The 23,598-nt window shown below is 70.4% G+C and carries 23 protein-coding genes; 16 read left to right on the top strand and 7 right to left on the bottom strand.

Annotated elements, in window-relative coordinates; all coding sequences use genetic code 11:
* Position 1: 1 nt before the first annotated feature.
* Positions 2-802: an ABC transporter permease subunit gene (locus LXT21_RS04135; protein WP_254036771.1), complete on the top strand. Its 801-nt coding sequence runs from the start codon at positions 2-4 to the stop codon at positions 800-802.
* Positions 803-1,019: 217 nt separating this feature from the next.
* Positions 1,020-2,066: an SPFH domain-containing protein gene (locus tag LXT21_RS04130; RefSeq protein ID WP_254036770.1), complete on the top strand. Its 1,047-nt coding sequence runs from the start codon at positions 1,020-1,022 to the stop codon at positions 2,064-2,066.
* Between the two features lie 80 nt (positions 2,067-2,146).
* On the opposite strand, the gene LXT21_RS04125 is transcribed toward LXT21_RS04130, so the two are convergent.
* Positions 2,147-3,874, bottom strand: a complete 1,728-nt coding sequence (locus LXT21_RS04125) for a gluzincin family metallopeptidase (protein WP_254036769.1) — start codon at positions 3,872-3,874, stop codon at positions 2,147-2,149.
* Positions 3,875-3,904: 30 nt separating this feature from the next.
* Between LXT21_RS04125 and epmA the strand changes: the two genes are divergently transcribed.
* Genes epmA through LXT21_RS04110 form a run of 3 tightly spaced genes read left to right on the top strand, consistent with a single transcriptional unit; the run spans position 3,905 to position 6,338 of the window.
* The gene (epmA, locus tag LXT21_RS04120) at positions 3,905-4,909 is read left to right on the top strand and encodes an EF-P lysine aminoacylase EpmA (protein WP_254036768.1); all 1,005 of its coding nucleotides are present in this window, start codon (positions 3,905-3,907) and stop codon (positions 4,907-4,909) included.
* Positions 4,906-5,649 (top strand): lysophospholipid acyltransferase family protein, encoded by a 744-nt coding sequence (locus LXT21_RS04115; RefSeq protein ID WP_254036767.1) that lies wholly within the window; start codon positions 4,906-4,908, stop codon positions 5,647-5,649. The genes epmA and LXT21_RS04115 overlap by 4 nt, the downstream gene beginning before the upstream one ends.
* Positions 5,646-6,338 carry an inorganic pyrophosphatase gene (locus LXT21_RS04110; protein WP_223745206.1) on the top strand — a complete coding sequence of 231 codons (693 nt, stop codon included), beginning with the start codon at positions 5,646-5,648 and terminating at the stop codon, positions 6,336-6,338. Before LXT21_RS04115 ends, LXT21_RS04110 begins: the two co-directional genes overlap by 4 nt.
* A gap of 53 nt (positions 6,339-6,391) precedes the next feature.
* Here the strand turns inward: LXT21_RS04110 and LXT21_RS04105 are convergent, their stop codons facing one another.
* Positions 6,392-7,462, bottom strand: coding sequence for a hypothetical protein (locus tag LXT21_RS04105; RefSeq protein ID WP_254036766.1), 1,071 nt, complete (start codon positions 7,460-7,462; stop codon positions 6,392-6,394).
* Between the two features lie 123 nt (positions 7,463-7,585).
* Here LXT21_RS04105 and LXT21_RS04100 point away from each other — a divergent pair, with 123 nt between their 5' ends.
* Complete coding sequence (locus LXT21_RS04100) at positions 7,586-8,089, top strand: hypothetical protein (protein ID WP_254036765.1); 504 nt, start codon at positions 7,586-7,588, stop codon at positions 8,087-8,089.
* Between the two features lie 4 nt (positions 8,090-8,093).
* On the opposite strand, the gene LXT21_RS04095 is transcribed toward LXT21_RS04100, so the two are convergent.
* Positions 8,094-8,987, bottom strand: a complete 894-nt coding sequence (locus tag LXT21_RS04095) for an energy transducer TonB family protein (protein WP_254036764.1) — start codon at positions 8,985-8,987, stop codon at positions 8,094-8,096.
* A 935-nt stretch (positions 8,988-9,922) separates the two neighbouring features.
* Here LXT21_RS04095 and LXT21_RS04090 point away from each other — a divergent pair.
* Positions 9,923-11,368: a nicotinate phosphoribosyltransferase gene (locus LXT21_RS04090; RefSeq protein ID WP_254036763.1), complete on the top strand. Its 1,446-nt coding sequence runs from the start codon at positions 9,923-9,925 to the stop codon at positions 11,366-11,368.
* A gap of 9 nt (positions 11,369-11,377) precedes the next feature.
* Complete coding sequence (locus LXT21_RS04085) at positions 11,378-12,349, top strand: cysteine hydrolase family protein (RefSeq protein WP_254036762.1); 972 nt, start codon at positions 11,378-11,380, stop codon at positions 12,347-12,349.
* A 561-nt stretch (positions 12,350-12,910) separates the two neighbouring features.
* Here LXT21_RS04085 and LXT21_RS04080 read toward each other — a convergent pair.
* From LXT21_RS04080 to LXT21_RS04070, 3 genes are all read right to left on the bottom strand, one after another.
* Positions 12,911-14,029: a glycerate kinase gene (locus tag LXT21_RS04080; protein WP_254036761.1), complete on the bottom strand. Its 1,119-nt coding sequence runs from the start codon at positions 14,027-14,029 to the stop codon at positions 12,911-12,913.
* 242 nt (positions 14,030-14,271) lie between these two features.
* Positions 14,272-14,766, bottom strand: a complete 495-nt coding sequence (locus LXT21_RS04075; RefSeq protein WP_254036760.1) for a YkgJ family cysteine cluster protein — start codon at positions 14,764-14,766, stop codon at positions 14,272-14,274.
* A 27-nt stretch (positions 14,767-14,793) separates the two neighbouring features.
* Complete coding sequence (locus tag LXT21_RS04070) at positions 14,794-16,104, bottom strand: class I SAM-dependent rRNA methyltransferase (RefSeq protein ID WP_254036759.1); 1,311 nt, start codon at positions 16,102-16,104, stop codon at positions 14,794-14,796.
* 42 nt (positions 16,105-16,146) lie between these two features.
* Between LXT21_RS04070 and LXT21_RS04065 the strand changes: the two genes are divergently transcribed.
* On the top strand, positions 16,147-16,653 hold the full coding sequence (locus LXT21_RS04065; protein WP_254036758.1) for a hypothetical protein: 507 nt from the start codon (positions 16,147-16,149) through the stop codon (positions 16,651-16,653).
* A 77-nt stretch (positions 16,654-16,730) separates the two neighbouring features.
* The gene (locus LXT21_RS04060; RefSeq protein ID WP_254036757.1) at positions 16,731-17,285 is read left to right on the top strand and encodes an FxsA family protein; all 555 of its coding nucleotides are present in this window, start codon (positions 16,731-16,733) and stop codon (positions 17,283-17,285) included.
* Between the two features lie 9 nt (positions 17,286-17,294).
* On the opposite strand, the gene LXT21_RS04055 is transcribed toward LXT21_RS04060, so the two are convergent.
* The gene (locus LXT21_RS04055; RefSeq protein WP_323394049.1) at positions 17,295-18,398 is read right to left on the bottom strand and encodes an acyltransferase family protein; all 1,104 of its coding nucleotides are present in this window, start codon (positions 18,396-18,398) and stop codon (positions 17,295-17,297) included.
* 119 nt (positions 18,399-18,517) lie between these two features.
* Here LXT21_RS04055 and LXT21_RS04050 point away from each other — a divergent pair, with 119 nt between their 5' ends.
* The 6 genes from LXT21_RS04050 (at position 18,518) to LXT21_RS04025 (ending at position 23,595) form a co-directional block, all read left to right on the top strand.
* Positions 18,518-19,348: a YfiM family protein gene (locus LXT21_RS04050; protein WP_254036756.1), complete on the top strand. Its 831-nt coding sequence runs from the start codon at positions 18,518-18,520 to the stop codon at positions 19,346-19,348.
* A gap of 224 nt (positions 19,349-19,572) precedes the next feature.
* Positions 19,573-20,673 (top strand): cytochrome-c peroxidase, encoded by a 1,101-nt coding sequence (locus tag LXT21_RS04045; RefSeq protein ID WP_254036755.1) that lies wholly within the window; start codon positions 19,573-19,575, stop codon positions 20,671-20,673.
* A gap of 19 nt (positions 20,674-20,692) precedes the next feature.
* Positions 20,693-21,091: a hypothetical protein gene (locus tag LXT21_RS04040; protein ID WP_254036754.1), complete on the top strand. Its 399-nt coding sequence runs from the start codon at positions 20,693-20,695 to the stop codon at positions 21,089-21,091.
* Between the two features lie 409 nt (positions 21,092-21,500).
* On the top strand, positions 21,501-22,346 hold the full coding sequence (locus LXT21_RS04035) for a c-type cytochrome (protein WP_254036753.1): 846 nt from the start codon (positions 21,501-21,503) through the stop codon (positions 22,344-22,346).
* Entirely contained in the window at positions 22,343-22,975 is a 633-nt protein-coding gene (locus LXT21_RS04030) for a respiratory nitrate reductase subunit gamma (RefSeq protein ID WP_254036752.1), read from the top strand. Before LXT21_RS04035 ends, LXT21_RS04030 begins: the two co-directional genes overlap by 4 nt.
* Positions 22,972-23,595 (top strand): cytochrome c3 family protein, encoded by a 624-nt coding sequence (locus tag LXT21_RS04025; protein WP_254036751.1) that lies wholly within the window; start codon positions 22,972-22,974, stop codon positions 23,593-23,595. Before LXT21_RS04030 ends, LXT21_RS04025 begins: the two co-directional genes overlap by 4 nt.
* The last annotated feature ends 3 nt before the right edge of the window (positions 23,596-23,598 follow it).

Below are 23,598 nucleotides of genomic sequence, written 5' to 3'. Positions count from 1 at the left end.
CGTGGCATTCCGTCCGCGCCGGGCCCTGGCCGTGTTCTGGAAGGACTTCCTGGACCTGCGCAAGAACGTGGGCCTGCTGGTGTCCATGGCGGTGCTGCCCACCGTGATGGTGACGGTGCCCATCATCGTGGTGTGGACGTACGTCAACACGCCCAACCAGGCGGACCTGCGCAGCGTGGCGCAGTTCTATGACTCCTCGCTGCCCTTGGGCGCGTCGGCCGCGCGCTTCCTCATCGACAAGACGCTCACCGACTGGTTCGGCCTGTTCCTGGTGATGCCCATCTTCGTGCCCATCCTCATCGCCTCGCAGAGCGTGGCGGGGGAGAAGGAGCGCAGGACGCTGGAGCCGCTGCTCGCCTCGCCGGTGACGGCCGCGGAGCTGGTGGCGGGCAAGAGCCTGGCGTCGCTGGTGCCCGCGGTGGTGATTACGTGGGCGGCCTTTCTGGTGTTCAGCGTGGGCGTGGACATCGTCGCGTGGCCACTGGTCCAGGGGCCGCTGATGCCCAACGCGCTGTGGACCTTCGGTGTGCTGGTGATTGCCCCCCTGTTCGCCTTCTTCGGCAACGGCGTGGCGGTGCTCATCTCCGCCCGGGTGAGCGAAGCCCGCATGGCGCAGCAGATTTCCGCGCTCGTCGTCCTGCCGCTCGTCGGAATGGTGGGCGGTCAGGTGGCCGGCGTCCTGAAGGCGGGGTTCATGTACTACGCGCTCCAGGGCGCGGTGGTGCTGGTGCTCGACCTGGTGCTGCTGTGGGCGAGCATCCGCCTGCTGGACCGGGAGCGCCTGGTCAGCCGCTGGGGCTGAAATAAGGGCCGGCACAGCGCCGTTGACCGGGCACCCGACAGGGGCCGCCCGGTGGGCGAGCGGCTAGGCAATGGCCAGTGAAACTGGCATGTTGCAGGGAGGGCATCCGGGCGGAAAGCGGGCGCGCTTTCGTCGCGGGGGCCATGTTCTTAAAGAGGGTCGGGTGGTGGCGCGGATTTGCCGGCCGCCACGGCGGCCACGGAGGCGCTGACTAGCAATGGGTATCTTCGACACCATCAAGGGTGAGGCGAAGCGCAACTTCATCGCTCGCGCGGACACGGCGAAGGGGGAGATCATCTACAAGTATCCGGAGAACAACATCCGGATGCTGACCCAGCTGACCGTGGACGCCGACGAGGTCGCCCTCTTCGTCAAGGACGGCAAGGTGGAGGGGAAGCTGGGGGCGGGCCGCCACCAGCTCGACTCGAACAACATCCCCTTCCTGTCGCGCCTGCTGGAGAAGTTCACCGGCGGCAACCTGTTCGTCGCGGAGGTCTTTTTCGTCTCCGTCCGTGAGTTCCCGGGCATCAAGTTCGGCGGGCCCATCGGCGATGTGCGCGACCCGGAGACGGGCCTGGGCATCGGCACCATGGTGTACGGCGACTTCTCCATCCGCGTGACGGACCCGGAGAAGCTCGTGGTGGGCCTGGTGGGCATGGGCCGCTCCAACAACGAGGCGTTGTTGGGCTGGTTCAAGAACCAGGTGCTCAAGGTGACGAGAGATCGCATCGCCGAGCTGCTGGTCAAGAAGCGCTGGCCGCTGCTCGACGTGACGAGCGGTGCGTACACGGAGGAGATCGAGACGGAGGTCATCGCCGGCCTCAAGCCGCACGTGGACGACTACGGGCTCACCGTGGTGCGGATGGGCAACTTCCACGTCAGCATCAAGGAGGAGGACGAGGGGACGCTGAAGAAGCTGGGCAAGGACGTGGCGTACTCGCGCCTCGCCGGCGGCTTCCAGCAGTACGCGCAGGGGCAGGCGATGCTCGGCGCGGCCGAGGGCATGGCCAAAGGCGGCGAGAGCAGCGGCAACGCGCTGGGCGGCATGGGCATGGGCATGGGCTTCGGCATGGCCCAGCAGTTCATGAACAACAACCAGCAGCAACAGCAGCAGCGTCCCCCGGAGCCCGCGCAGCAGGCGGCCCCGGCCGACACGCGCAGCCCCGCGCAGCGCCTGAAGGAGATCAAGGAGCTGAAGGACGCGGGCGTGCTCTCGGATGACGAGTACAACGCCAAGCGCGCGGAGCTGATGAAGCTCCTGTAGTCCCCGCGCTGCTTCGCTTCATGACACCCGGGCCTCCGTCCTCCGCTGCGAGGGCGGGGGCCCGTGTCGTTGATGGGGTGCTACTGGCCCGGGCCCGCCGGGGGCGCGGTCGTCGAGCCCTCGGGCTGGGACGTCGCCGCGGGAGGCACGCCCTCCGGCCCGGGCGCGCTGACCGCGTCGTCCGACTTCATGTCCAGCCGGATGGGCACCTGCAGCGTCGTGCCCAGGCGAAGCAGCAGCACGTCCGGCTCGATGCCCGGCTCGCCGATGGCCTGGGCCACCTCGCGCGCGGACAGCGCGTTGCCCTTCGCCCACAGCGTCTTCAGGAACTCACCGGCCTCGGGCGAGTGCCACCACGAGGGACCGAAGCGCGCCTTGAGCTGGGCCTGAATCTGTCCCGCGAGGAACCACGCGCGGAAGCTGTCCGCCGACTGGAAGAAGTCCTCCTGGTCCACCAGGTAGCGCGCCGTGTCCTCGGCCGTCATCGGGATGTCGTCGGTGCGCGACATGACCTCCCGATAGAGCTCCTTCGGGTCCACGTCCGCGCGCCGGTGCAGCTCCAACTGGTACAGCAGCCGGCCCGCCGCGTGACGGATGAGGTACAGCTTGTGCGCGCTCGACGTCGCCAGGTACTTCGCGCGCTCCTCTCCGCTCAGGCCCGCGTGCTCCTCCAGCCACACCGGGTCCTCCAGCAGGTCCTCGAAGAGCGACGAGTACGCCTCGCCCACCGTGGGGTTGCCCAGCCGCGCCAGCTCGAAGCGCGTCTCCGCGGTGAAGGCCGCGTGCAGCGCATGCCCGAACTCGTGCAGCACCCGCGCTTGATGCAGCACGCCCGAGCCCGGCTTGAACGACAGCCGCACGTCCTCCGGCACGCGCACCGCCAGCGCCAGGGGCCGCGAGTTCTTCTTCGGCAAGTCGCGCTCGTCGATCTCCACGTTCTTCTGCGTGGACAGGTCCAGCTTCATCCCCGCCAGCGTCTCGTGCGCCTTCTTCAGCGACACGCCCTTGGGGAACGCGTCCTCCACCTCGCGCGAGCGGAACAGCCGGGGGATGTCCGCGCGGGTGATGTCCTTGAAGGCCAGGTTCAGCTCGCGCTGCGCCAGCCGCTCCATGACGACGCGGTACGGCGCCTGCGTGGCCTGGAGAATCTCCTCCGCCAGCACGCTCAGCTTGCCCAGGTCCGCTTGCCGCAGCTCGCTGCCGAAGGCCTCGTACGAGGGGAAGCCCAGCTCCTTCACCCGCTTCTCGGCCTCCTCCTCCTTGCGCCGCAGGGTCTGGTTGAGCCGCTCCAGCGCGGGCGTGGCCGCCGCGTAGAGCGCCCGGCGCCGGGTGCCGCTGCGCTCGTTGGCGAGCAGCCGCTCCAGGTCCCGATAGCGCAGCTCCTTGCCGTCCAGGTTGAAGGTGAGCGACGCCTCCAGGTTGGCGGACGCGTCGTTGTGCTCGGCGAGCGCGTGCGACAGGTACTCCCCCGCGAAGTGCGAGTGCATCGCGGTGAGGGCGCGCACCTCGCGCGGGTCCTGGGTGAGCTGGCGCAGCCGGTCCAGCTTCCGGATGTTGTCGAGGGTGAAGAGGTCCTCCTGGCCCGCGTACGTACCGGAGACGTCCACGTGGCGGCCCTCGGTCCAGAACACCCACACCAGGCGGTGCTGGGCCTCGAGCAGCGTCTCCGCGCGCGAGGTCAGGGCCCGGATGTCCGCTGTCAGCAACTGCTCCTCCGTCGGAGGCGGCCGGTTGTCGGCGGGAGGCGCCTTGTGGCAGGCGCTCAGGCAGCAGGCGACTGCGAGGAGGAGGGGAATCCTTGGGAGCATGTGGGGCCTCATGTTACTTCCGGCTCGCCCATGCCCAACCTTTCTCAATGGCGGGCCGCTCGCGGACGCCAGGCCCTCTACTCCGCCCTGCGACGTTTCTTCGCGGCCGAAGGCTACCTGGAAGTCGAGACGCCGCTGCTCATCCCCACCCCCGGGATGGAGCCGCACATCAACGCCTTCGAGGCCCGCTTCCTCCCGGAGACGAACGTGGGCGTCGAGCGCCCGCTCTACCTCCACACCAGCCCCGAGTACGCGATGAAGCGCCTGCTCGCCGACGGGGCCGGCCCCCTGTTCCAGCTCTGCAAGGTGTTCCGAAACGGCGAGGTCTCCACCACGCACAACCCGGAATTCACCATGCTGGAGTTCTACCGGCCCCAGGCGGACTACCACGCCATCATGGCGGACCTGGAGGGCGCGCTGGCGGAAGCCGGGCGCTCGGCGACGGAGGGCGAGCCTGGCGCGGACCCGGGCTTCTTCACGCGCACCCCCTACGAGCGGCTCACCGTGCGCGACGCCGTGCTGCGCGCCACCGGGGTGGACATCCGCGTGCACTCGGACGGGCCCTCGCTCAAGCGGGCGGCCGAGGCCATCGGCGTGCGGACGGGCTCCGCGGAGAGCTTCGACGACGTGTTCTTCCACCTGTTCCTGGAGCGGGTGGAGACGGGGCTGGGGTTCGACCGGCCGACGTTCCTCATCGAGTACCCGGCGTCGATGGCGGCGCTGTCACGGCTCAAGCCCGGGGACCCGGCGGTGGCGGAGCGGGTGGAGCTGTACGCGAAGGGGCTGGAGCTGGCGAACGGGTTCAGCGAGCTGACGGACCCCGCGGAGCAACGCGCCCGCCTGCTCGAGGAACAGGACCTGCGGCGCAGACTGGGACGTTCCGTGTATGCTCTGGACGAGCGGTTCCTCGACGCGGTAGGTCGAATGCCACCCTCGGCGGGCATCGCCGTGGGGCTCGACAGAATCCTGATGCTGCTGCTCGGGGTCCAGCGCATCTCGGAGGTGCTCTTGTTCCCCGCCCACGAGTTCGTGTGATTCGAGACATCGTCCGGACAGCGTTCGCGGGTGTTTCAGCGGTGGGGCTGACGGGCGCGGTGTCGGCGACGATATCGGCGCTGTCGGTGGCCGGCGCGCACCGGGAGGCGGACAAGCTCCTGAAGCTCTGGGCGCAGGGCGTGCTGGCGTCGGCGGGCGTGCGTCACGAGGCGGTGGGGCTGGAGCACATTCCCACGGACGGCCACGTCGTCTTCGTGTGCAACCACCAGTCGCACTACGACGCGCCGCTGGGGTTGGCCTACCTCGAGAAGCACACGCGCTTCGTGGCCAAGGCGGAGCTGTTCAAGATTCCGGTGTTCGGCTCGGCGCTGCGGCTGGCGGGCAACATCCCCGTGGTGCGCAGCGGCAGCAGTCAAGACAGGGCCCGGCTGGAGGAGGCCGTGACGGCGCTGCGCGAGCGGGTGAGCGTGCTCTTCTACGCGGAGGGCACGCGAAGTGAGGACGGCCGGCTGCGGCCGTTCAAGAAGGGGGCCGCGACGCTCGCCATCCAGGCGGGCGTGCCGGTGGTGCCCATGGCCGTGTCAGGGACTCGGCTCATCCTTCCCAAGGGAGGACGGGCGGTGCGGTGGGGACAACGCGTGGCATTGGCGGTGGGAGCGCCCATCACCACGCAAGGCCTGACGATTCAGGACCGCGAGGCGCTCACGCGCCAGTTGGAGGACGCGGTCGCGCAACTCTACTCCGAGGCGTGTCGACGCTCGGGAGACGTACCTACATGAAGAAGCCCGCACCTCAGAAGTCGTTCGCATCTCATCCCTGGCACGGAATCACCCCTGGCAACGACGCTCCGGAGGTCGTCACCGCGTACATCGAAATCGTCCCCACGGACGCGGTGAAGTACGAGCTGGACAAGGAGTCGGGCATCCTGATGTTGGACCGCCCGCAGCGCTTCAGCAGCCAGTGCCCCACGCTGTACGGCTTCATCCCGCAGACGTTCTGCGACGAGCTGGTGGCGAAGCGCTGCGCCGAGCGCACGGGCATGCGCGACATCAAGGGCGACGGCGACCCGATTGATATCTGCGTGCTGACGGAGAAGGTGGTCAGCAACGGCAACCTGCTGGTCCGCGCGGTGCCGGTGGGCGGCTTCCGGATGGTCGACGGCGACGAGGCGGATGACAAGATCATCGCGGTGCTGGAGTCCGACCTGGTCTACGGCGAGCTGCAGCACATCGCGCAGCTGCCGCGCCCGCTGCTCGACCGCCTCAAGCACTACTTCCTCACCTACAAGCAGATTCCCGGCGAGGGGAAGCGCAGCGTCGAAATCGCGGAGGTGTATGACCGCCCCGAGGCGCTCGAGGTCATCCGCCGCAGCATGAAGGACTACGACCGCGTCTACGGCAACGCCCCCACCACGCCCGTGCGCAGCCGCGCGCGTCGTCCGGTGGCCCGCAAGAGCCGCGCGTCCTGACGGCGCCTCACCGAGGAGCGGGGCGAGGTCCTCCGCTCCTCGGGGGTCGCGGCTCAGGGCTGGTTCGGGTCGGTGCCGATGCCCTGGTACGGGTTGAAGGTGTACGTCCGGGAGAACTGTGACGACGGGCTGAAGTAGTGCGCGGCGAGCTTCGCCGGGTCCGTGGCGATTTCACCGCGCAGCACCGGGCCGTCGTTCCCGTCATCCCAGCCCCACGGCGCGTTGGCGGAGTTGGACGAGCAGTTGCCCGCGACGAGCCCGCAGCCGCCGCTGGTGTCGCCGCGGAAGGTGCCCCAACTGGAGAAGAGCGTGGAGAGCTCGCGGCGCTGCCAGAGGCCCTCGCCGCCGTACAAGTCGAGCAGCTTGTAGCGCACGTCCGCGGCGGTGGCGGACGCGGGCTGCTCGGCGAGCGTGAGGGAGGGGAAGTACTTCACGCCGTCACCGACGATGTCGTAGGCCGGCCACGCCTTGAGGCCATGGCCCTTGGCCTCCTGCGCCGTTATCGGGTGGAGCACGCCCTCGAAGGACGCGAGCGACAGCGTGCCGTCCACGCTCTCCGCGCCCGAGGCGAGCGGGCTGCCGGTGGGGACGAAGGAGAAGAAGTCCTTGTGCGCCACCGTCACCGCGCCCACGAGCGCGCCATACTCGCTGCCGTCGCGCTGGACGATGAGCAGCACGCCCTCGCCGTCGTTCTCGTGCTCGCCCTCGAAGATGTTGTCGGACCAGTCGCGCGGGTGGAAGAACAGGTAGAGCAGGTACCAGTGCGAGCTGGTCTCGACGACGGACTGGTACGCGTGCGCGGACAACAGCCGCGAGCCCGTGTTGTCCCAGTTGTTCGTCCCGCTCCAATCCCCGTCGAAGTCCACGCGCGTCAGGAAGTCCGACTTGCCGCTGAGCGCGTGCGAGCCCGTCACGTCCACGTCCTGATAGTGGATGGGTGCCCACCGCTTCGTGAGCGCCGCGCGCGCCGCCGTCGAGCCGACCCCGTCGAGCAGCGCCCGCTGCGCCTCGCCGAAGGGGTCATCCTCCGAATACCCCTCGCCGCATCCCACGAGCAGCCCCAGCGACACGGTGACGAGGGTGGACACCAGCACTTCGGAAACACGACGAAGAGGTGACGGCATGCCGGCCTGCCTTTCTGGAAGGCGTCACTCCACGTCATCTTGGATAGATTGTGAACACTGCTTTACTTGAAAAACGTGTCACGGCCGGGTGGGGTGGGGCGGCACCATTCGGAGGTCGTCGTGATGCGGATTCGTTCGTGGGGGCTGTTGTCGCTGTTGGGGCTGTCGACGTTGGCAGGCGCTCGGGGGATTCCGGGAGGCTTCGTGCCGGGCTGGGAGCACGGGCCGTTCGTGGACGCGGTGGAGTACCTGAGCACCGAGGAGGAGTTCCGCGCCTGGCTCCAACTGCGCGCGAATCTCCGGAAGAACTTCGATGACATCTGCGGGGACACGTTCTGCGAGGGGGACTACGGCAACATCGAGACGGTGGTGTTCCGCTGTTCGGTGGGGCAGCGCTCGGGCGTGCTCGGACAGTGCCTCTGGGTGTTCGGCGGGAGCTACGAGCACATCGACACGGCGTCGGGGGCCATCACCTCGGAGGCGCGCACGTGGGCCTGTGAGAGCCCGTTGGTGCCGGGCACGACGATGACGGCGCTGTTGAAGGCGCTCTCCGGGCCGGAGCCGATGGACGCGCCGCTGCCCGGCACGAGCACCACGCTCTATGACGGGTTGGTCGACTGTCTCTAGGTGCTCAGCGCAGCTCGACGAGCCGCACGCGCTTGTAGATGCGCTTGTCCAGGGGCAGGCGCGTGTCGATGAAGCCGAGCGCCTCGTCGAACTCGAAGGTGAAGATGGGGATGGGCGGGCTGATGGAGAGGATCAGCTCGAACTCCCAGAGGCTGACGATGCGCTCGCGCTTGCCCACGGCCTCGGCGGGAGGAGGGGGGAGCTTCTGGGCGGCGGCGCGGACGTCCTTCATCGCCTCGTTGTCCACCTCGGGTTGGTGGCTGGGCTCGACGAGCTCGACGTCGAGCAGGCGTCCTTGAGGGTCTTGCACGACGCGGATGAGGGCGCGTCGGGTGGCTCGGAACTCCTCGCGCATCTTCTCGCGCAGCTCCTGGCGCATGCGCAGCGTGGGGTCTCCCACCTGGCTCGCGGGACGACGACGGTCCTCCTCGGGAGGCTTGTTCGCGGCGAAGGCGCCGGTGGCACCGTAGTTGGCGGCGCGCTCGCCCCACACGCGGCCGTAGGCGCGGCTGCGCTCCATGCCCATGTCGAAGTAGCCCTGCAGGCCGTGCTCCTTCACGGCGCGGTCCGCGTCCCAGAGGCCCAGCAGCGTCTTGCCCAGCTGGCTGAAGTAGGGGTGCACCAGTCCCCGGTCCACCTTGCCTCGGCCGATGCCCTCGGCGACCAGCTCCTCGACGAGCGCCTGGGGTGTGGTGGGCTCACGGGTGCCCTTGAGCTCGCGCTCCTCGGGAACGTGTTCCTCGCTGCGCCACGCGGAGACGCGCTGGGTCCGGGCCGCGAGCAGCAGGCGTGCACCCTCGGGTGTTTGTGCGACCGCGTCTCGAGGGTCCGCGCGCCGCGCGTCGGTGGGCGTCGCGCGTGGGACGTCCCCGTGGGGCGCCTGTCGCAGTCGTGGCACGTCGGAAGACTCGGCGGGTGGAGTGCTCCAACCGGGGGCCTGCGTCAGGCGGGGAGCGTCGGTCGGAAGTGGGTGGTCCGTGGATGCGTGCGCGTCGGCCAGCTTCTCGTTCTGGGTCGCATCGCGGGGCTGGCCGAGCGTGTCGTTCGCGGTGTCGGGGCGAGGTGCGTCCGAGGTCGGAGGGCTCGCCGCGGAGGCTCGTGCGAGCGCGTCCTGGGGATTGGCTCGGACGGCGTCTTCCTTCGAGTCCGGGGTGGCCTGTGCGACTGCGCCATCGGTTCGGCGGGTGTCGGCCTCGCGTACTCGTGCGACCTCGCCGCCGCGAGTGCTCGGGCTCTCGGGACGAGGGGCACTGAGTTCGGAAGCCCGTGCGACCGCGCCGCGGTCCTCACCTCGGAGCCTGTCTGCTGACGCGTTGCCGAGAGGCGGGACGGCCTCGCCGTCATCGGCTCGGTGTTCTTCCGGCAGTGTGGGCGGCGCCTTGTCTGCGGGCGCCTGAGAGACGACATCTTCCTGGCGTCCGTCCGAAGCAGCATCCTGCGCGGGGCCCACCGCGAGAGGGCCCTCGGTGCGCCCGGTCGGGGTGCTCGGGGGCTTCGAGCCCGGCGGTGGTTGGATTGCGGAGGCGCTTGTCCCAGGGTCTGGAGGCGGGGATGTCACCTCCACCTCGACCCACTCCAGCGCGGGGCGCGGGGGCTGGGGCGCACGAGGCCCTCTGGGGGCGCCTTCCGGCACGCCGCCGACCACCAGCCACAGGAGCCCATGCAGGGCGAGGCTGGCGACGAGCGCGGGGAGGAGGCGTCGGGAGGGGGCCGGCGACATGGGTTCCAGGTTTAATCACGCCTGCCCGGTGTGCTTGGGAAAGCGCGGTGGAAGGGTAGGAAACACATCATGGCGCGCGTAGTCTCCTGTGACATCGGAGGAAGGTACCCAGGATGGCGACCTCGCTGCTCGCGACGGATGGCTACAAGTTCAGCATGGCGGAGGCCGGTTGGCCGTTGCGCCGGGAGACGTTCTATTACTCACACCGCAAGGGCGGACTCCAGGTCATGCCGCTGGACCTGGCCGCCTACGTGTGTGCCCTCCTCCCCGAGCCCAAGCCCGAGGACTACGACTTTCTCGCGAAGTACGACTACGAGATGGGCGTGGGCTTCAAGGCGGCCATCCTCCGCAAGGAGAAGCTCTCCGTCCGCGCCATCCCCCGCGGCGCGTGCTTCTTCCCCCGCGAGCCCATCCTCACCGTCACCGGCCCCTCCGCGCTCGTCTCGTGGGTGGAGCCGCTCCTGCTCCAGCTCAACTTCCGCATCCAGGTGGCCACCCAGGCCCTGACGGACCGTGACGCCCTGTCGCGCGCGCTCGCCCGCGTCACCTGCGACGAGCAGAAGGCGATCGCGCTGGAGACGCTCGACGCGGTGGGCGTCAAGCCGGTGCCCATCACCGTGGACACGGAGGGCTACCTGGAGCGCGTACGCGCCACCGTGAAGGAGCTCATCGACGCGGTGGAGGACCCGGCCCGCATCTTCGAGGTGGGCCTGCGCGCGGCCACCTGCCAGCAGCAGCATGAGCTGGCCCTGCAGGCCTGCAAGGACGTGGGGGTGACGCGCACCAGCAACGTGGAGGGCGCGCGCAAGCTGGGGATGATTCCCGTGGGCACCATGGGCCACGAGCACATCCAGCGCTTCGGCTCGGACGATGCCGCCTTCCGCGCCATGCGCGAGCGCCGTCCGCAGCGCTCCAGCTACCTGCTGGACACCTTCGACACGCTCACCTCCGGCATCCCCGCCGCCTTCCAGCTCATCCGCGAGGAGCCGGGCGCGGGGGACTCCATCCGCTTCGACTCGGGCAACAAGAAGCTCCAGTACCTGTACGCCGTGACGCGCGCGCGCGACATCGGCATCAAGCCCGTCAACATCCTCGAGGATGGCCTGGACGCCGAGGCCACGCGTGAGTTCGAGGACCTGCGTCGACAGGTGGGCTGGGAGTCGGGCTCGCAGTTCTACGGCTACGGAGGTCACATCGTCGCGCGGACCATGGAGTGTCCCTTCACGCGCGACAAGGTGGCCGCCATCTACAAGCTGTCGCAGACGGGCGCGCAGCCGGTGATGAAGTTCGGCAACGAGCTGGCCGAGGGCAAGCAGAGCATCCCCGGTACGCCCGTCCTGTTCCGCCGCCGCCACGGCTCCGGGCCCATCGGCCTGGTGGGCCAGGAGGGCGAGCCCGTGCCGGATGGGTACTTCCCGCTGATGGAGTCCGAGCCCGAGACGCCGTCGCTGGTGGGGGCGCTCGAGGTGAACTCGGAGCCCGCGAGAATCGCCCAGACGCTGGCCACGCGCGCGCTCGTCGAGGACCTCACGCGCAAGCACTTCCCCAAGGGTCGCTGAGGAGGCGCCATGACACTGCCCATTCCCCGGTTCCACGAGGATGCTCGCGCAGGACAGCTCTACCTGGAGCGCACCGGGGAGGTCGCCGAGGAGGCCCTGCGCTACGCGGCCGAGCACCGCGTGCGTCCGGCGAGCGAGGACCGCGTGCGCATCGCGGCCTTCGGCATCGACGTGCAGGTGGCCTTCTGCACGCCCGGCGCCAGCCTCTTCGTCCCTGGCGCCGTGGAGGACACCCAGCGCACGTTGCGCTGGCTCTACGCGAACCTGGGGCGGGTGACGGAGTTGGTGTTCTCACTCGACACCCACCGCGTCTTTCAAATCTTCCATCCCGCGTGGTGGCGTGACGCGGAGGGGAAGGCTCCGCCGCCGCTCACGTCCATCACCGCCGCGGACGTGCGCGCGGGCCGCTGGCGCGCCACGCGCTTCGAGGCGGAGAGCCTGGAGTACTGCGAGCGACTGGAGGCGCGAGGTCGCTACGTGCACACCATCTGGCCGTACCACGCGCTGCTCGGTGGACTGAGCCACGCGCTGGTGCCCGCGTTCTACGAGGCGAGCGCGTTCCACGCCCTGGTGCGCGACACGCCCACGCACTTCGAGCTGAAGGGCGAGCACCCGCTGACCGAGAACTACTCGGTGCTGTCCCCGGACGTGACGGAGGTGAAGGGGCAGCGCGTGGGCGAGTTCAACACGCGCCTGTTCGAGCGACTGATGACGTTCGACCGCGTCTACGTCTTCGGTCAGGCGAAGTCGCACTGCGTGCTGTCCACGTTGCGGGACTTGCGCGAGCACATCGAGCGCACGGACCGCTCGCGGATGGGGCGCGTCCACATCCTCGTGGATGCGATGAGCCCGGTGCCCGCGCCGCCAATCAATCCGCTGCCGGCCGCGCTCGACTTCCCGCGCATGGCGGAGAGGGCCATCGAGGAGCTGCGCGAGGCGGGCATGCGTGTGGTGCGCACGACGGACCCGCTGGAGGACTGAGCCTTGGCGTCCGGCGGGGCGATTCACGTCCCGTCTGGCGTGTGTTGGGCCCACACCCGGCGCCTGGGCCTCGACGCGCGAGCGTGCGGTGCTGCACCGGCCTGATCGCGTGCGCGCGGGCCGCAGCGAGGCGTCTCGAGCCGCGCATCCGGCGGGGCGTCCACGTGTGTCGAGTCCACGCCAGTCGTCTGGGCCTCGTCGCGGGAGCGCGAGGTGCCGCTCCAGTCTGGTCGCATGCGCGCGGGCCTCCGCGAGGCGCTTCACGTCCCGTCCGCGTGTGTCGAGTCCACGCCAGTCGTCTGGGCCTCGTCGCGAGAGTGCGAGGTGCCACACCGGTCTGGTCTCGTCTCGTGCGCGCGGGCCTCAGCGCGCTGTCTTGCGCCGCGCACCGGTTTGATCGTGTGCGCGCGTGCCTCAGCGCACCGTCTTGCGCCGCACCGGTCTGGTCGCTTGAGCACGAGCCTCAGCGCGCCGTCTCGCGCCGCACCGGCCTGGTTGCGTGAGCACGAGCCTCAACGCGCCGTCTTGAGCCGCACCGGCCTGGTCGCGTGAGCGGGAGCCTCAGCGTGTCGTCTTGAGTCGCGCCGCCGTCCAGCGCGCCACGGCCTCCTGGAGCACCTGTGCCGCGGGTGCTCCGGGACGCGCCTGGGTGCTCAGGTCCACCACCGTGTGGAACAGGTCCAGCTCCACGCCTTCGTCGCGTCGCACCGAGCCCGCGAAGAGCTCCACCGGCGTGCCGTGCTCGCGCGCCAGTCGCGCCAGTCCTCCGGGGCCCTTGCCCAGCGACGTCTGCCGGTCGAAGCGCCCCTCGCCCGTGAGCACCACTTCCGCGAGCAGCACGCGCCGCTCCAGTCCCAGCGCCCGCGACACCAGCTCGTACCCCGGCACCAGCCGCGCGCCCGCGAGCGCCACCAGTCCGAAGCCGAAGCCACCCGCCGCGCCCGTGCCCGGCCAGCCCGCGGACAAATCCCCCACGACGCGCGAGAAGTGCGCGAGCGCCGCCTCCAGCGCCTCCACGCCCTCCGCGTCCGCGCCCTTCTGCGGACCGAACAGCCGCGCCGCCCCATCCGCGCCCAGCAGCGGCGACGTGACGTCGGTGGCGCCCATCAGCTCCACCTTGCCCAGCCGGGGATGTCGTCCACTCGCGTCCACACGCGAGAGCGCCGAGAGCGCCGCGCCTCCGGGGGGCAGGGGATGGCCGTTCGCGTCCAGGAAGCGATAGCCCAGCGCCGTGAGCGCGCCCGCGCCGCCGTCCGTCGTCGCGCTGCCGCCGAGTCCGATGATGAGCCGCTCGCAGCCCGAGTCCAGCGCGGCCCGCATCAGCTCACCCGCGCCGTACGTCGAGGCCTTCCTCGCGCTGACGGGGTTGGGCTCCACGTGCACCAGCCCGGAGGCCGCCGCCATCTCCACCACCGCCGTGCGCCCGTCGTCGAGCAGCGCCCACGCGGCCTCCATCGGCTTGCCCAGGGGACAGTGCACCCGGCACACGCGGCGCTCGCCACGCGTGCCCGACAGCAACGCCTCCACGGTGCCAGGGCCGCCATCCGCCAGCGGCGCCAGGTCCAGCACCACCTCGGGCGAGACCTCTCGTACGCCCCGGGCCATCGCCTCCGCGGCTTCCGCCGCCGTGAGGGTGCCCTTGTACTCCTGCGGTGCGACCAGCCAACGAGGCGGTATCACGACGAGGACGCTCCACCATCCACCGGGTGGTCTTCGTTCCCCTTTGTCCTCGCAGTCAGACTTCTCCGCAAGCCCACGCCTCCGCAGCCGGATTCCCGGCGCAATCATGGCCTCGTCGGCAGCCGAGTCCACCCTGATACATGCGTCATGTGTCGGTGAAGTTCTGGAATTGCATCAATAGCTTGAATCCAAGAGTGGGATTCAATGCAGACCGGGGCGGTGGGGTGGGTGCAGATGACCCGTCAGGGTGTCTTGGTTGACGCCCGGGCGAGGGCCTCGGCGTGCCATTCGAGCAAGGGCCGAGGCGCGCGCAGCGAGGGCTCGCGCTGCTGGGAGACGCGCTCGAGCCGCTCCAGCAACGCACCCACGGTTTCAGCGGGTTGGCGCGCGGGGCCGCGGATGCGCTCGCAGAAGAACGTGCGGCAGCCGAAGGGCCGGTCCGCGTACACGGTGCAGCGCTTGCCGGCCGCGTCCAGATAGGGACAGCCGCCATCCTCGCGCGGTGGCGGCAGGGGGCGGCCCTGGGTGAGCAGCTCCCACTCGGGCAACCACAGCCAGGGCTGGCGGCCCGTGCGGGACAACTGGCAGCACTCACCGCTGGCGGGGCAGGAGAAGGGACCGTAGGCGGCGTCGGCCTGGCGGAAGACGGCGCGCACCTCCTTCAGGGCGCGCTCCTTCTGGTGGGAACCCCGCGTGGCGGGCGCGTCCTCCTCGTCGTCCCAGTCCCGGCTCCGCATGTCCTCCACCTTCTCCCGTGGCCGCGCTCACATCGCGCGCAGCACGTAGCACTTCAGGTAGCGGGTCTCCCGCAAGTTCAGCAGCACGGGGTGGTCCTTGCCCGCGCCGCGCCGCTCGATGATCTGCATGCGCCGCTTCGCGTCCGCGGCGGCGGAGGCGAGCATGTCCTCGAAGGCCTGCTCGTCCACGTGGTACGTGCAGCTCGCGGTGATGAGGTGCCCGCCGGGCCTGAGCAGCTGCATGGCGCGCAGGTTGATCTCCTTGTACCCGCGCACCGCGGCGGCGATGGCGTCCTTGTTCTTCGCGAACGACGGCGGGTCCAGGACGATGGTGTCGAACTTCCTTCCGTCGTCCACCGTGTCACGCAGGAAGTCGAACGCGTTGGCGGGCACCACATTCACGTTGGTGAGCTTGTTGGCCTGGGCGTTCTCACGCAGCTGGGCCGCGGCCTGGTCCGAAATCTCCACCGCCGTGACGCTCTGGGCCCGCGTGGCGAGCTGGAGCGCGAAGCCGCCCACATACGAGAAGCAGTCCAGCGCCTCGCCCGCGGCGTACTGCGCCGCCATGATGTGGTTCTCCTTCTGGTCCAGGAAGGCGCCCGTCTTCTGGCCGTCGAGCAGGTCCGCGCGCACGCGCACCATGCCCTCGTCGAAGGAGATGGGGCCCGGGGGCAGCTCGCCGCGCAGGAGGCCCTTCTCCGGCATGAGCCCCTCCAGGTTGCGCACGCCCACGTCCGAGCGGTTGACGATGCCGCGCGGCTTGAACTGCGCCTCGAGCAGGTCCGCGATGAGCGCCTTGCGCTGCTCGGTGGCGGGCACCAGGAACTGGACGCTCAGGTAGTCGCCGTAGCGGTCCACCACCAGGCCCGGAATCCCGTCCGCCTCGCCGTGCATCAGCCGGTACGTCGTCTCACCCGGCAGCGCGCGCTGGCGCAGGGCCTGGGCCGACAGGAGGCGCTGGCGGAAGAAGTCCTCGTCCACGGCCACGTCGTCGAAGCTCAGCCAGCGCAGCGAAATCTTCGACTGGCGCGAGTAGAACGCCTTGCCGATGAACCAGCCGCGCCCGTCGGTGACGCGGACGATTTCGCCGCCCTGCAGCCCCGGGTCCCCATTGAGGTCGGCCCGATAAATCCAGGGGTGGCCCGCCTGCCAGCGCTCCACGCCCCGGCGCAGCAGGGAGACCTGGGGCAGGCCATCCGGGCCCAGGTCGGGCGCGGTGCGGTCCGGGGCCACCTTCTCGGGGCGGTGGTGGGGGCGGCCTCGGCCCTGTCCGGACGGCGGGGAGGAGGGTCTGCCGCCGCGATGGGGGCCGGAAGGGGGCTTGGAAGAGGTGGGCATGGCGTTGGGCGGCGTATACTCGCAACCCGCGTGAGATACGAGTTGCTCCTACAGACGAAGACGCCGGGCACGCCTTACGAGGCGGCGCGGGTGGATGGCCTCCTCTCCGAGCGGCGGGTGAGCGCCCGACCGGACGGCAACCGGCTCTGGCATTTCGAGCACGGAGACGTGGAGGTGGGCGAGCTGCGCGAAGGGGGACGGGTGGTGGCCACCGAGCTGCGAATCCCGCTGACAGAGCGCACGGAGCTGGTGCGCGAGGTGGTGGCGGAAGCCGCCGCCATCGCCAACGCGGCCGGCGCGCGGCTGGTGGACCCCCAGTTGGGGCGCTCCCTCACGGCCACGGACGCCCACGTGGTGGTGGACCAGTACCTGCGCACGGTCCGCTACGACGGCGCCATGGCGGTGAGCTCCATGTCGTTCACCCCGGCCACGACCGAGAGCTCGCGCGGCTTCCAGCCCGGCGCCAAGTTCTTCCTCATCGCCATCGGCGCCTTCTTCTTCCTGTACCTGCTGGTGGACTCGATGATTGGGAGTCTCGGGGGCAGGTAGTGCGGGCGAGGAGGGGAGCGCCGTCTCTCCCGTCGGGTTGTCCAGCACGAGGGGCCGCTCGGCGTTAGGTTGGGGGCGTGTTCAAGTACTTCCTCCTCGCCCTCACCCTCCCCTTCGTGGAGCTGTACCTGCTGGTCGCCATCGGCCGGGAGGTGGGCTTCCTTCCGACGCTCTCCGTGGTGCTCCTGACGGGGCTCGTGGGCTCCTGGCTCGCGCGCCGCGAGGGGAGTCGCGTGATGCGTCGCTGGCGCGAGGCGCTCGCCACGCGCCAGGTGCCTGAGGAAGGCCTGTTCAGCGGCGCGCTCATCATGCTCGGCGGCCTGCTGCTGCTGGTGCCGGGCTTCCTCACCGACGTGGTGGGCCTGTCGCTGCTGCTGCCTCCGGTGCGCCGTTTCGTCACGGCGCGCCTGCGCCGTGCGGTGGAGCGCCGCATGCGGGATGGCTCGTTCCAGGTCACCACCATTGGCGGCATGGGCTTTCCGGGGCCGTTCCCGGGGGAGCCCACGGGCGGCACGCCGTTCCCGGAGTCCTGGTCCGACACCGCGCCGAAGGGGCCCGCCGGGCGCATCCGCTCAGGCGCGTCACGCTCGGAGGTGGACGCGGAGTTCACCGAGGACGAGCCGAGGCACTGACGTGGGCGTTCAGACCCGCGGGCTCATCCGCGTGCCGCTCAGGCTCGCGTTGAGCGTGGTGGAGCCCGCGCGCCACGGACGGGCCTGCTCCATCAACCAGCGACCCAGCCACGCCACCATCGCGCACGTCAGCAGCAGCGCCACGCCGATGCCCGTCGCGGCGGGGACGCCCAGCCGGGGCCCGATGCGGCTCGCGAGGCCGGCGATGTCCGCCCAGCCGTACACCACCGGCAGGTGCAGGACGTAGATCCACAACGACAGGCGCCCGAACGGCGCCAGCAGCTTGCTCAACCGCACGGGGGCGAGGTTGACCGCGCCCAACACCAGGAGCCCCTGGCCCACGCGGTACGCCACCAGCCACGCGCTCGCGGGCGTCCAGTCGGCGGTCGTCATCCGCGTCAGCCCGAGCATCCCCGCGCCGAGCGCCAGCAGCGCCAGGCCCTGCGGCCAACCCGGACGCAGCAGGTGCAGCGCGTACGCCGCGAAGGCCCCCGCGAAGAAGTAGCCCGCCCACGGGAAGAAGGGGAAGCGGCTGCCCGCGGCGCTGCCCAGCAGTTGCTGCACCGCGCCCGGCAGGCCCACGCCCAGCTGCCACACGGTGGCGCTCGCCAGCGGGATGCCCACCGCCAGCACGAGCAGCACCAGCGGACGGCCTCCCTGCGCGGGCACGAGCGCGAGCAGCACCGAGCCCACCAGCAACGCGAAGCCGATGCACTGGAGCGCATCGAAGGTGAGGACGTGCGACAGCATCGCGTCCGTCCAGCCCATGTCCCGCACGGCGTGCCACCCGGGCCAGTGCAGGAAGTAACCCAGGAACAGCAGCAACAACGAGCGGCGCACCCGACGACCGAGCGTGTCGCGCGCGGCGTTGGGCTTGGTCCCCAGCGCGGCCACCACCGCCCAGCCGCTCACCAGCAGGAACAGGGGCGCGGTGACGCCGCGGAAGGTCCAGTAGTGCTGCACCCACGGGAGCAGGCGCGCCTCGGCCGAGAGCAGCGCGTCCAGCGTATGTCCCAGCACCATGGCGAGGACCGCCAGACCACGCGCCCCGTCGAGCCCGGGGTGCCGGTTCGATTGCTGCTGGAAGGTGAACGAGGGGGCGAGTCGTTTCACGCGACCCGGAGCATAGGCCGATGCGCCGGCCTCGTCTCGAAAACGCACCACCGTGGAGGTCATCTCCACACCCAGGGACAGGCCACCTGGACGGTCCGTGGGGTGCTACATCCCTGCTCATGAAGCTTTCCAACCGGAGCGGGTTCGTCCCCTGTCTCATCGCGCTGCTGTCGAGCCCCGTCGCGAGCGCCGCGTCGGGGGATGACTGGCTGGGCCCCGACAAGCCCAAGCACTTCGCGGCCTGCTTCGTCCTCGCGGGCGTGGGCTACGGCGCGGGCGCGCTGCTCTTCGAGCCGCCCGAGGCCCGGTTCTGGACCGGCGCGGGGCTCGCGATGGGCGTGGGCGTGGGCAAGGAGCTGTACGACCTGGGCCGGGGCACCACCTTCTCGTTCAAGGACCTGGCCTGGGACGCCGCGGGGACGGCGACGGGCCTCGGCGTGTCGTGGCTCGTGGACCGGCTCCTCTTCGGCCCGACGCCCAGTCCCCAGGCGCGGGGCTCGCTACGGGCCGCTCCTCCCGTCGTGTTCGTCCCCGGGGCGCGGGGAGGACAAGAGGTCCTGGTCGGGGCGCGCGCGGGCCTCGACGAGGCGCAGGAGCGGCTCTCGTTCCATCAGCGGGTCCACCGTCATCAAGGCGCTGCCCTGTTCGGCGTGTCCGCCCGTGATGAGCACGGTGACCTTGCCGCGAGGACACTGGCGCAGACAGCCGGTGGGCATGACACGGACTTCGTCGGCGAGCCCTCGCTCGGCGAGCGAGCGCTGCAGCCAGCGCGGCAGCTCGATGCCGCCCCCGCTGCGCGCGCCGCGCATCAGGCACTTGCGGCAGATGAGGACATCGACGTCCTCGTTCGCGTTTCCACCGTCTTCATCCCGCATCCATCCTCCGAGTCGTCGAGAGGGGGCGCTCCGGGCTTCCCGCACCAGGCGGACGCCCCGCTGCGGGGGCGCTGAAGCGGAAGCGGCCCGTCAAACCTGTCGCTCGAGGGAGGTAGCGGCCAGGGCGAGGCCTCGCACCCAGGGGCTCCTCGTCCGAGGAGCAGGGGGGCAGCGGAGCGCAGGCTCTTGACGGGCTGATGGACGCGGGAAGCGCGGGTGGGGTGCGTCACAAAGACGCGGGCCCCGGCCGGAAGAGGGGCTGATAGCGTGCCGCGTCGTCCACACCCCTGGAGTGCGTCATGTCCCGAACCCGCTTCGTCACCCTGCTCACGCTGACCTCCTTGGGCGCGTTGTCGGGCTGTGAGCGCAAGCAGGAGCCCGTCGCGCCGCCCACGACGGCGAGCGCGCCGAAGCCGCCGGGCCCCAAGCCGATGACGCCCGAGCAGCTCTCGCACTTCTTCCGCCCCACGCCGCCGGCCAAGAACGCGAAGCCCGCGCCCCAGGACACCGAGGCCCAGGTGGCGCTGGGCCGCATGCTCTTCTTCGAGCCCCGGCTGTCGAAGAACCACGACGTCTCCTGCAACACCTGCCACGGCCTGGACACCTATGGCGTGGACAACAAGGCGCTGTCGGACGGGCACCGCGGGCAGAAGGGCTCGCGCAACTCGCCCACCGTCTACAACGCGGCGGGCCACATCGCGCAGTTCTGGGACGGGCGCGCGGACACGCTGGAGGCGCAGGCGTCCGGCCCCATCCTGAACCCGGTGGAGATGGCGATGCCGGACGAGCGCCGCGTGGTGGCCACGCTCGCCTCCATGCCGGAGTACGTGACGCGCTTCCGGGAGGCGTTCCCCAGCGAGAAGAAGCCCGTGTCGCTGGCGAACGCGGCGCGCGCCATCGCCGCGTTCGAGCGGGGGCTGACCACGCCGTCGCGCTTCGACCAGTACCTGGCGGGCCAGCACTCGGCGCTGAGCGAGTCGGAGCAGCGCGGCCTGCACCTCTTCGTGGTGACGGGCTGCACCACGTGCCACAACGGCCCCGCGGTGGGCGGCACGTCGTTCCAGAAGCTGGGGCTCATCGAGGACTACCCGGGCCTGAAGGACGCGGGGCGCTTCGACGCGACGAAGAACGAGGATGACCGGGGCAAGTTCCGCGTGCCCACGCTGCGCAACGTGGAGCGCACCGGTCCGTACCTGCACGACGGCAGCGTGAATGAGCTGCCGACGATGGTGCGGCTGATGGCGAAGCACCAGCTGGCGCGGACGCTGACGGACGCGGAGGTGGAGGACCTGGTGGCCTTCCTCAAGAGCCTCACCGGGGAGCTGCCGCCGCGTGAGCACATCGCCGCGCCGCCCCTGCCGCCCAGCACGAAGAAGACTCCCGAGCCGGACCCTTCCTGAGCTAAACCCCGAGACACCCATGGACCGAATGTTCTTCTATGCCCACTCCGGGCTCCGCTATCTGGTGTTGCTCGCGGGCGTGCTGGCCATCGCCTACTTCGCCTTCGGGCTCGCCACGAAGCGCCCGTTCGACAAGGGAGGCCGCATCCTCGGCTCCTCCTTCGCGGGCCTGCTGCACCTCCAGGTGCTGCTCGGCATCCTCGTGCTGGTGACGCGCTTCTACTATCCGGCGCTCATCGGCCACATCGTGATGATGGTGCTCGCGGCGGGCTCCGCGCAGGCGCTGCTCTCGGTGAATCGCCGGCGTCCGCAGCCGGGCTACGCGCTGCCGCTGGCGGGCGTGGGGCTCGCGGTCCTCTTCATCATCGGTGGCATCATGGCCATCGGCCGCGGCGTGTTCTCCACCACCGCGATGTGACGCAGGTCGTCCCGCGCGGGTGGAGCTTCGTGCTCCCCGCGTGAGCCTGGGCCTCGAGGCATGTCTCGCCTCGGGGCCTTCGTGTTTCAACGTGCCCACGCGCGTGCTCCATCTCGCGAATGTCTCGCGGGATGTGGAGCCGAGCGCAAGGTCTGCCACCGAGACGTCCTCCGCGTCATGACGTGCGTGGTGAGCCCGAGGACGCGAGCTGAGCGAGCTCGCCCGGGATGCCTGCTGGCAAACAGTGCGTCCGCGTGTGTCATCGCGCGCAAATGCTGCGCACCGCTCGCTTGATTTCCGGAGCTTCGCGCCGCTGTGAGGCGTGGATCATCCTGGCCTTCGCGTTGCACTGACGTCCCCGCGTGCCGGGCAATGAGTCCGGCCTCCCCGCGAGGAGGGGCACGCAGCAATGCGGACACGTGAGCTGGGAAGACGGCCGCGTCAGGAGCGAACGCTCGTCCCCATCATTCCGCTCCTGGCCCTGTTGGCGGCGCCGGCCGCGCTGGCGCAGAGCACCGCGCGTCAGGGCGCTCAGCTCTTCACCCAGCGGTGCGCCACGTGCCACTCGATGGGCGAGGGCGACCGGATTGGTCCTGACCTCCACGGCGTGCTGGAGCGCCGCGAGGAGGCCTGGGTGACGCGCTTCATGAAGAGCCCCGGCGCGCTCATCGACTCGGGTGACCCGGTGGCCACCGAGCTGCTCGCGAAGTTCAACGGCGTGCGCATGCCGGACCAGGCGCTCTCCGACGCGGAGCGCGACAGCCTCTTTGCCTTCATTCGCGACTGCACGCAGAAGGGGATGGGCGGCTGCAAGCCCTCGCCCGCGGAGAAGATGGGCACGGACGCCACGCCGGAGGAGGTGGCCCGGGGCCGTCGGCTCTTCGAGGGCGCGGAGCCGCTGAAGAACGGCGGCGCGGCCTGCATCGGTTGCCACGACGTGCGCGGCCTGGGCGTGGCCGGTGGCGGCACGCTGGGCCCCAACCTCACCTTCGCCTTCGCGCGGATGGGTGAGAAGGGCATGCGTCCGGCGCTGGCGAAGCTGGAGGGGCCGATGATGGGCCCGCTCTACGCGAAGGCGCAGCTCGACGAGGAGGAGCAGTACGCCATCAAGGCGTACCTCGCGGACGTGTCTCGTGATGGCAGCCGTCCGCGCGCGGACCGCGACTTCTTCTACCTGGGGCTCGTCGGCATGGCCGCGGTCCTGGGCTTCATCGGAGTGATGTTCTCGGCTCCGTCCACGCGAGGTCAGTCGTGAGCGACGCGTTCCTCTTCAACGTCCTGCCGTACGCGGCGGCCGGGGTGGCCCTGGCGGGCACCATCTGGAGGGTCACGGCGCGCGAGCCCGCGCCGCCCACCACGCCCTGGACGCCCGCGGGGCGCGCGGTGCTGGCGGGTGTCGCCATCGTCGCGTTCTTCCACCTGCTGGGGCTGGCCGCGCCTCGCGCGATGCAGGCCTTCAACGCCTCTGCCGCGCGGCTGTTCGCGCTGGAGTCGCTCCAGCTCATCGGCACGCTGCTGCTCGCCTGGGGGCTCGCGTCGCTGGGGCTTCGCCGGGTGAAGGAAGGGCAGTGGACGCCCGCGCTCATCCTGGGCCTGCTCTTCGCGCACGTGCTCACCGCCGTGTACATCGCGGTGGCGCTGCGCTGGGGCACCGCCTGGTACCTGCACATCGGCGTGCCGTACGTGCGCTCGCTGATGGCCGTCCAACCGGACGCCACGCTGATGCTGACGGCGCCGACCGTCTACCAGGTGCACGTGCTCCTCGGCTTCGCGCTGCTGGCGCTGGCGCCCTTCATCCGGATGAACCGCGCGTCGGTGCCTCAGCGCGCCGGGGAATCGGTGGAGCCGGGACTGCTCGCCACGCCTCGTGAGGAGACGCCATGAGCCGCGCATCCTTCCGCTTCCTGGGTCAGACCGGCGCGCTGCTCGTGTTGGGGCTGGGCGGGTGCAGCGGACCGGTGAACAACCAGCAGGGCCACATGCCGGCGCAGCCGGTGGCCTTCTCCCACGCGGTCCACGCGGGCCAGTACGAGCTGGACTGTCAGTACTGCCACGTGGGCGCGGAGCAGAGCCGTCACGCGGGTGTGCCGTCCGCCAGCGTCTGCATGAACTGCCACACGCAGGTGAAGAAGGACTCGCCCGAAATCCAGAAGGTGGCCGCGGCCGTCGCGGCCAACGCGCCCATCCAGTGGGTGCGCGTGCACCGGCTGCCGGACCACGCCTTCTTCAACCACGCCAGCCACGTCACCGCGGGACTGAAGTGCCAGACGTGCCACGGGGCGGTGGAGCAGATGGTGCGCGTGGAGCAGGTGGAGCCCATGACGATGGGCTGGTGCCTGGACTGTCACCGCAAGACGGGCGCGCAAGGCCTGACGGCGCCCATCGCATCCGTGCCGCGCAAGGGGGAGCTGTTGGCCCTCATGTCCGGTGAGCCGCTTCCCGAGCCCTCGAAGACCCCTCGCACCCTCCAGCCGCCCTCGGACTGCTCGAGCTGCCACCGCTGAGGA

Source organism: Myxococcus guangdongensis (assembly GCF_024198255.1).
Lineage (GTDB): Bacteria > Myxococcota > Myxococcia > Myxococcales > Myxococcaceae > Myxococcus > Myxococcus guangdongensis.
Note: the sequence above shows the minus strand (reverse complement) of the source record. Positions and strands in the feature narration are given on the sequence as shown.

Bases quoted from the DNA above. Each gene is read 5' to 3' on its own strand.
- LXT21_RS04090 (WP_254036763.1), top strand. From the start codon at position 9,923: ATGGCGACCTCGCTGCTCGCGACGGATGGCTACAAGTTCAGCATGGCG.
- LXT21_RS04075 (WP_254036760.1), bottom strand. From the start codon at position 14,766: ATGCGGAGCCGGGACTGGGACGACGAGGAGGACGCGCCCGCCACGCGG.
- LXT21_RS04050 (WP_254036756.1), top strand. From the start codon at position 18,518: ATGAAGCTTTCCAACCGGAGCGGGTTCGTCCCCTGTCTCATCGCGCTG.
- LXT21_RS04105 (WP_254036766.1), bottom strand. From the start codon at position 7,462: ATGCCGTCACCTCTTCGTCGTGTTTCCGAAGTGCTGGTGTCCACCCTC.
- LXT21_RS04110 (WP_223745206.1), top strand. From the start codon at position 5,646: ATGAAGAAGCCCGCACCTCAGAAGTCGTTCGCATCTCATCCCTGGCAC.
- LXT21_RS04025 (WP_254036751.1), top strand. From the start codon at position 22,972: ATGAGCCGCGCATCCTTCCGCTTCCTGGGTCAGACCGGCGCGCTGCTC.
- LXT21_RS04130 (WP_254036770.1), top strand. From the start codon at position 1,020: ATGGGTATCTTCGACACCATCAAGGGTGAGGCGAAGCGCAACTTCATC.
- LXT21_RS04045 (WP_254036755.1), top strand. From the start codon at position 19,573: ATGTCCCGAACCCGCTTCGTCACCCTGCTCACGCTGACCTCCTTGGGC.
- LXT21_RS04035 (WP_254036753.1), top strand. From the start codon at position 21,501: ATGCGGACACGTGAGCTGGGAAGACGGCCGCGTCAGGAGCGAACGCTC.
- LXT21_RS04040 (WP_254036754.1), top strand. From the start codon at position 20,693: ATGGACCGAATGTTCTTCTATGCCCACTCCGGGCTCCGCTATCTGGTG.
- LXT21_RS04125 (WP_254036769.1), bottom strand. From the start codon at position 3,874: ATGCTCCCAAGGATTCCCCTCCTCCTCGCAGTCGCCTGCTGCCTGAGC.
- LXT21_RS04100 (WP_254036765.1), top strand. From the start codon at position 7,586: ATGCGGATTCGTTCGTGGGGGCTGTTGTCGCTGTTGGGGCTGTCGACG.
- LXT21_RS04085 (WP_254036762.1), top strand. From the start codon at position 11,378: ATGACACTGCCCATTCCCCGGTTCCACGAGGATGCTCGCGCAGGACAG.
- LXT21_RS04070 (WP_254036759.1), bottom strand. From the start codon at position 16,104: ATGCCCACCTCTTCCAAGCCCCCTTCCGGCCCCCATCGCGGCGGCAGA.
- epmA (WP_254036768.1), top strand. From the start codon at position 3,905: ATGCCCAACCTTTCTCAATGGCGGGCCGCTCGCGGACGCCAGGCCCTC.